At 64.0% G+C, this 6,577-nt stretch carries 6 protein-coding genes; 2 read left to right on the plus strand and 4 right to left on the minus strand.

From position 1 onward, the window contains the following. Position 1: 1 nt before the first annotated feature. Together VGD20_RS19160 and VGD20_RS19165 are read left to right on the plus strand one after the other, a co-directional pair. Positions 2-1,051: a sensor histidine kinase gene (locus VGD20_RS19160; protein WP_331135971.1), complete on the plus strand. Its 1,050-nt coding sequence runs from the start codon at positions 2-4 to the stop codon at positions 1,049-1,051. Beyond that, entirely contained in the window at positions 1,048-1,854 is an 807-nt protein-coding gene (locus tag VGD20_RS19165) for a LytTR family DNA-binding domain-containing protein (RefSeq protein ID WP_331135972.1), read from the plus strand. Before VGD20_RS19160 ends, VGD20_RS19165 begins: the two co-directional genes overlap by 4 nt. Before the next feature lie 38 nt (positions 1,855-1,892). Here the strand turns inward: VGD20_RS19165 and ribA are convergent, their stop codons facing one another. The 4 genes from ribA to VGD20_RS19185 form a co-directional block, all read right to left on the minus strand. After that, entirely contained in the window at positions 1,893-2,939 is a 1,047-nt protein-coding gene (gene ribA, locus VGD20_RS19170) for a GTP cyclohydrolase II (protein ID WP_331135975.1), read from the minus strand. Positions 2,940-2,944: 5 nt separating this feature from the next. After that, positions 2,945-3,739, minus strand: a complete 795-nt coding sequence (locus VGD20_RS19175) for an exodeoxyribonuclease III (protein WP_331135973.1) — start codon at positions 3,737-3,739, stop codon at positions 2,945-2,947. A 391-nt stretch (positions 3,740-4,130) separates the two neighbouring features. Then, positions 4,131-4,730, minus strand: a complete 600-nt coding sequence (locus tag VGD20_RS19180; RefSeq protein WP_331135976.1) for an outer membrane lipoprotein carrier protein LolA — start codon at positions 4,728-4,730, stop codon at positions 4,131-4,133. 158 nt (positions 4,731-4,888) lie between these two features. Then, the coding region (locus tag VGD20_RS19185) for a DNA translocase FtsK (RefSeq protein ID WP_331135974.1) at positions 4,889-6,577 on the minus strand (1,689 nt) is incomplete at its 5' end.

Raw genomic sequence — 6,577 nt, forward strand, 5'->3', positions numbered from 1 at the left:
CCTGGGCTGGGCCGCGTGGCTCGGTCTGCGCGGGGTGTCGGGGCTTGCCAATGGTCAGGCGTTCACTTTCTTTATCCCGCAGACGATTTCGGCGATCACCGGTTTTTCGCTGACGCTGATACTGTCGGTTTGTTATCGCGCGCTGATCAGTCGCCGTCCGCTGCTCATGTGGGGTGTCAGCTTCGGCCTCGCCGGGGTTGCGACCGCACTCTGGGCCTTTATCGACGCCTGGGTCGCGCAGATCCAGAACCCGGCAAGCGAGGCGGGGTTTACCAGCCTCCTCCTGGGCGCGGTCTATATCGACGCAACCTCGCTCGCGGCCTGGTCGGCGCTCTATTTCGCAATCAATTATTTCCTCCAGCTGGAGGAGCAGAATGACCGCGTCATCCGGCTCGAGGCGCAGGCGGCGTCGGCGCAGCTTGCGATGCTGCGCTATCAGCTCAACCCGCATTTCCTGTTCAACACGCTCAACAGCATCTCGACGCTGGTGCTTCTGAAACAGGCCGAGCCCGCCAATGCGATGTTGTCGCGCCTGTCGGCGTTCCTCCGCTACACGCTCGCGAACGAGCCGACCGCGCAGGTTACGCTTGCGCAGGAGATCGAGACGCTGAAGCTCTATCTCGACATCGAAAAGATGCGCTTCGAGGAGCGGCTGCGGCCGCATTTTGCAATCGATCCCGCGGTTTCGCGCGCGCGCCTGCCCTCGCTTTTGCTCCAGCCACTGATCGAAAATGCGATCAAATATGCGGTAACGCCGCAGGAAGAGGGCGCCGATATCACGATTTCCGCACAACTGGCCGGTCAAAATGTTCGCATCACCGTGTCCGACACCGGCGCGGGATTGTCAGCGGAAACAACGGACCCCACCACTGGCTTTGCAACGGAATCGACCGGTGTGGGTTTAGCCAACATCAGGGACCGGTTGGCGCAGGCTTTTGGCGACCAGCACCGGTTCGACGTCCATGTGGGCGCTGAGGGCGGGTTCACGGTGGTTATCGAGTTTCCGTTCCAGCCCGATGGGCAAATGACGATTGGAACCGAGAGAACATGACGATCAGAACCATCCTGGTGGATGATGAAAAACTGGCCACCCAAGGCCTGCAACTGCGGCTCGAACCGCATTCGGACGTCGAAATCGTCGACACCGCCCAGAATGGCCGCGAAGCCATCCGCAAGATCAAGACGCATAAACCCGACCTTGTGTTCCTCGACATCCAGATGCCGGGGTTCGACGGCTTTTCGGTAATCCAGGGCCTGATGGAGGTCGAGCCGCCGCTCGTGGTGTTTGTCACCGCCTATTCGGACCATGCGATCCGCGCATTCGAGGCGCAGGCGGTCGATTATCTGGTCAAGCCGGTCGAGCCCGAGCGGCTTGCCGATGCGCTCGATCGCGTGCGCCAGCGGCTTTCGGAAAAGCGTGGCGCGGCCGAAGTCGAACGGCTCAAGACCGTGCTGGCCGAGGTCGCCCCCGAAGCGGTCGAGGATTATGATGCCGAGACCCAGCCCGACGCGCATGCCGCCGACCGCTATGAAAAAATGATCAATATCAAGGATCGCGGCCAGATTTTCCGCGTCGACGTCGACAGCATCGAACGCATCGACGCGGCCGGCGACTATATGTGCATCTATACCGCCGACAACAGCCTGATCCTGCGCGAGACGATGAAGGATCTGGAAAAGCGGCTCGACCCGCGCAACTTCCAGCGCGTCCATCGCTCGACGATCGTGAACCTCAGCCAGGTCAAGCAGGTCAAGCCGCACACCAACGGCGAATGTTTCCTCGTGCTGGGTTCGGGCGCGCAGGTGAAGGTCAGCCGGAGCTATCGCGACGTGGTCGCGCGCTTCGTGCATTGATTTGATGAAGGCGCCGGCATCGTCCGGCGCCTTTTTCGTTAGAGCTGATGCCCGGTGCGGTCGCGCTTCGTCGCGAGATATTGCTCGTTATATTTGTTCGTCGGTAGCGCGAGCGGAATGCGCTCGACGACGTCGACGCCTTCCTTTTCGAGCCGCGCGACCTTTTCGGGATTGTTCGTCATCAGCCGGATGCGCGGGATGTTGAGCAATTCGAGCATCCGCCCGGCAATCGCAAAATCGCGCGCCTCGACCGGAAAGCCGAGCCTGAGATTGGCATCAACCGTATCATATCCCTGATCCTGCAGCGCGTAGGCGCGCAGCTTGTTGACCAGTCCGATCCCGCGGCCTTCCTGCCTCAGGTAAAGCAGTACCCCCCACGGCGCGTCGGCCATCGCATGGAGCGCGGCGTGGAGCTGCGGCCCGCAATCGCATTTGAGGCTGCCGAGCACATCGCCCGTCAGGCATTCGCTGTGCAGTCGCACGACGGGCGGATTGCCGTCGCGCTTGCCGACGACCAGCGCGACATGGTCGGACGCTTCCTCGGGCGAGCGGAAAGCGACGATCTCGGCCGCCTCACTTGCCTCGACGGGCAGGCGTGCGCGCGCGGCGATTTCGAGCCGCGCCGGATCGAGGAGGGCCGCGACATCGTCGACGCTACATTCGGTTTCGATCTCCCCCGCCGCTTCGCGCACGAAGAAGGCGGGGAGCAGGCCCGCGTGACGCGCCATCGTCATCGCCGCGGTCGTTGCCTCTTCGCCAGCGGTTGCGATGGTGCGGAACGGCCCTTTGAGAGGATTTGCGAGGTCGAGCGCGGGGTCGGCGATTGCGAGCGCCGCGGCGACGGTGTCGGCGGCGCTCGCCAGCCGTACCGGCCCCGGCGTCGCAGCAGCGCGCTGGTTGGTGAGCTTCAGCGTCACCGCGCGCTCGCCCGACAACAGAACATCGTGGCTGGCAAACAGGATCAATGCCGTATCGCGCGCGCTCTCGACCGCAAGCAGGTCGAGCGCGCCATCGGCACCACGAATGCGAAAGGGCCAGCCGCGGCGAAGCGCATCGACCGCGCGCGCAGCTCGCCGGGCCCCGATATCGCTCAAAATTCGAACTCGGTAATGAGCGGAATATGGTCCGACGGCCGTTCCCAACTGCGCGCCGGTTGAACGATGCGATGCGACATGGCTTTCGGCATCAGGTCGGGGGTGACCCACATATGGTCGAGGCGGCGGCCACGGTTCGACGCTTCCCAGTCCTTCGCGCGGTAGCTCCACCAGGTGTAGAGCGGCGTCGGTGCCTCGATGAAGTGGCGTCCGAGGTCGACCCAATTCGATGCCGCCTGAAGCCGCGCGAGGGTTTCGACCTCCACCGGCGTGTGGCTGACGACGTCGAGCAGCGCCTTGTGGTTCCACACATCGCTTTCGAGCGGCGCGACGTTGAAATCGCCGGTGAGGACCGTCGGCGTGCCGTTCAGCGCACCCGACCATTCGGTCATGCGGCCGAAGAAATCGAGCTTCTGACCGAATTTGGGGTTGAGCTCGCGGTCGGGAATGTCTCCGCCTGCGGGAATATAGACATTGTCGAGCCGGACACCCGAGGGCAGCGTCACGCCGACGTGGCGCGCCTCGCCGTTCGCCTGCCAGTCATATTTGCGCACATCGGTCAGCGGCACCTTGCTGACGATCGCGACGCCGTGGTGCATGCGCTGACCATGCGTGACGATATGTTCATATCCCAATCGCTTGAACATCTCGGGCGGGAACAGCCCGCATTCGACCTTGGTTTCCTGCAGGCAGAGGATGTCGGGGGCTTCTTCGCGCAGGAATTTCTCGACGATGCCGATACGGGCGCGGACGCTGTTGATGTTCCACGAAGCGATGCTGGTACGAGTCATGCGGTGGCTCTATCGGCGCAGGGCGCCGTTCGCAATGCGATTGCGGGCTGGTGCCGCATGCCGCGTCAGCGACAAAAAACAGCACCGGACAAATTAAACCCCCGTCCCAGGGGCGGTGGAACGGGGGTTCAAGGTCAGCGTTCGTCACGCTCTTGAATGAAGGTGCCTGGCAGTCCGGTGGGGCAACAGGGGGAAACCCAAATCCGGGGGCCGTCTTGGCGCCTTCGAGAGTTGGAATAGCCGTCCTTCCCTGTCGCCAAGCTGAACGAAACAGAGGCTCCCGCGCCATTTCTGCAGTTCGTCGATACGTCACGTCGGTTGGTCCGGAAAACGGCGCCGAATCCGTTCGGGATCAGGCGCCGTATGATTTGCGAAGCGAAATCGGTCCGCGTCAGCCCGCGCGACCACGTTGCTTGGGCCGCGGGTCTGTCCATTTGAACGCCGAATCGGCGACCGCGACGTTGAATTTCTGGTTGGCGAGATCGATCCGCGTGCGGTTGTTCTGCGAATCGAGCGCGACCCAGCCGCGCAGGCGCAGACCGCCGGGCGCCGACCCGTCCCGGACGAACACCATCGTGATCGTGCCATATTCGGGGCGCTTGGGATCCTTGACCTCTACGCTCAGCACGTCGCCGCTGCCGGTCGGCAGGACCTTGGCATATTTCGTCAGGTCGCGGTCGGGGTCGAGCAGCGCGCCGAGCGGCGAATTCTTCACCGGCCAGCGCTGCACCTGCTTCACCTCATAATCGATCATCGTCAGCGAGCTGCCGTCGCCGACGATCAGCAGCGGCACGCCCTTCTGATACTGGAAGCGGATCTTGCCCGGGCGTTTCAGCGTCAGCTTGCCGGTCAGGCGCTGGCCGTTACGGTCGGTCTGGGTGAAATCGGCGGTCATCGAGCTCGTCGATTTGAGGTGCGACTGCACCGACGCGAGCGTATTCGCCGATTGGGCGATCGCAGGCGCACCGAGCACGAGGCCTGCGGCGGCCATCGGCGCGAGCGTCCAGGCGGCGAGGCGGGTGAGGTTGGTTTTCGGGTTCATCTGGCTCTCAATTCTGATGATGTCGGTCGGTCCATCGCAGCCGGGCATTGAACCCGCGCTGAACCCTTCGTTAGACGCTGTTCAAGTCGCGGCGGCGGCAAAGGTTCCTATCTTTGCTGCCCATATTGGTCGGTGAGCACGTCGCGGCGACCGACATGGTTCGGCGGGCTGACCAACCCTTCGTCCTCCATCCGCTCGATCATCCGCGCCGCGCTGTTGTAACCGATGCGCAGTTGCCGCTGCAGCCAGCTCGTCGATGCCTTCTGGCTTTCGACGACGATCTGGCACGCCTTCGCATACATGCGGTCCTCGGCGCTGTCGCCGCCCGCGGGGGCGCCCTCCATCGCAAAGCCGCCATCCTCGGGATCCTCGGTAACGCTCTCGATATAGTCGGGCCGACCCTGGCCGCGCCAATGGTCGGCGACCGCGCGCACCTCGTCGTCGGACACGAACGGCCCGTGGATGCGCGTGATCTGCTTGCCGCCGGGGACGTAGAGCATGTCGCCTTTGCCGAGCAGCTGCTCGGCGCCCGCTTCGCCCAGGATGGTGCGGCTGTCGATCTTCGAGGTGACGTTGAAGCTGATGCGCGTCGGCAGGTTCGCCTTGATCACGCCGGTGATGACGTCGACCGATGGCCGCTGCGTCGCGAGGATCAGGTGGATACCCGCAGCGCGCGCCTTTTGCGCGAGCCGCTGGATCAGGAATTCGACCTCCTTGCCCGCGGTCATCATCAGGTCAGCGAGTTCGTCGACGACGACGACGATCTGTGGCAGCGGCGCGTAATCGAGCGTCTCTTCCTCATAGACCGGCTGGCCGGTGTCGGGATCATAGCCGGTCTGGACGCGGCGCCCGAGCGACTTGCCCTTGGACAGCGCGCCGCGGACCTTGTCGTTGTACGATGCGAGGTTGCGCACCGACAGCGACGACATCATCCGGTAGCGGTCCTCCATCTGCTCGACCGCCCATTTCAGGGCGCGGATCGCCTTCTTGGGCTCGGTGACCACGGGGGCAAGCAGGTGCGGGATGTCGTCATAGACGCTGAGTTCCAGCATCTTGGGATCGATCATGATCATCTTCACCTGGTCCGGGCCGAGGCGATAGAGGAGCGAGAGGATCATCGCGTTCAAACCGACCGACTTGCCCGAACCGGTGGTACCCGCGATCAAGAGGTGCGGCATGGGGGCAAGGTCGGCGATCATCGGGTCGCCGCTGATATTCTTGCCGAGGATGATCGGGAGTGCGCCGGTCTGGTCCTGAAACAGGGCGCTGCCGATAATTTCGTGCAGCACCACCGACTCGCGGTTCGCGTTGGGCAGCTCGATGCCGATCACGGTGCGGCCGGGAATGGGGGCGATGCGCGCCGAGAGCGCCGACATGTTGCGCGCGATATCGTCGGCGAGGTTCGACACGCGGCTCGCCTTGGTGCCCGGCGCGGGCTCGAGTTCGTACATGGTGACGACGGGGCCGGGGCGCACCGCGGTAACGACACCCTTGACCTGGAAATCCTCGAGCACCGATTCGAGCAGACGCGCATTGCGCTCGAGCCCCGCCTTGTCGATCTGCCCGGTCGGCCCCGGCGGGGGCGGTGCGAGCAGGTCGATCGACGGCAGCTGGTAATTGGTGAACAGCTCGGTCTGCGGCTTTGGCTTGGGTTTCGAGGGCGCGGTGCGCTGCGCGGGATCGGCGATCTCGGGCGGCGCGCGATCGCTCGGTTCGGCGACCGCACGCGGCCGCACGACACGCTCCATCAGATTCGGCGCCTTGGCATCGTCGCTGGCGATCCGTGCCGGCTCGAC

The organism is Sphingopyxis sp. (assembly GCF_036402335.1).
Lineage (GTDB): Bacteria > Pseudomonadota > Alphaproteobacteria > Sphingomonadales > Sphingomonadaceae > Sphingopyxis.

Bases quoted from the DNA above. Each gene is read 5' to 3' on its own strand.
- VGD20_RS19165 (WP_331135972.1), top strand. From the start codon at position 1,048: ATGACGATCAGAACCATCCTGGTGGATGATGAAAAACTGGCCACCCAA.
- VGD20_RS19175 (WP_331135973.1), bottom strand. From the start codon at position 3,739: ATGACTCGTACCAGCATCGCTTCGTGGAACATCAACAGCGTCCGCGCC.
- VGD20_RS19180 (WP_331135976.1), bottom strand. From the start codon at position 4,730: ATGGCCGCCGCAGGCCTCGTGCTCGGTGCGCCTGCGATCGCCCAATCG.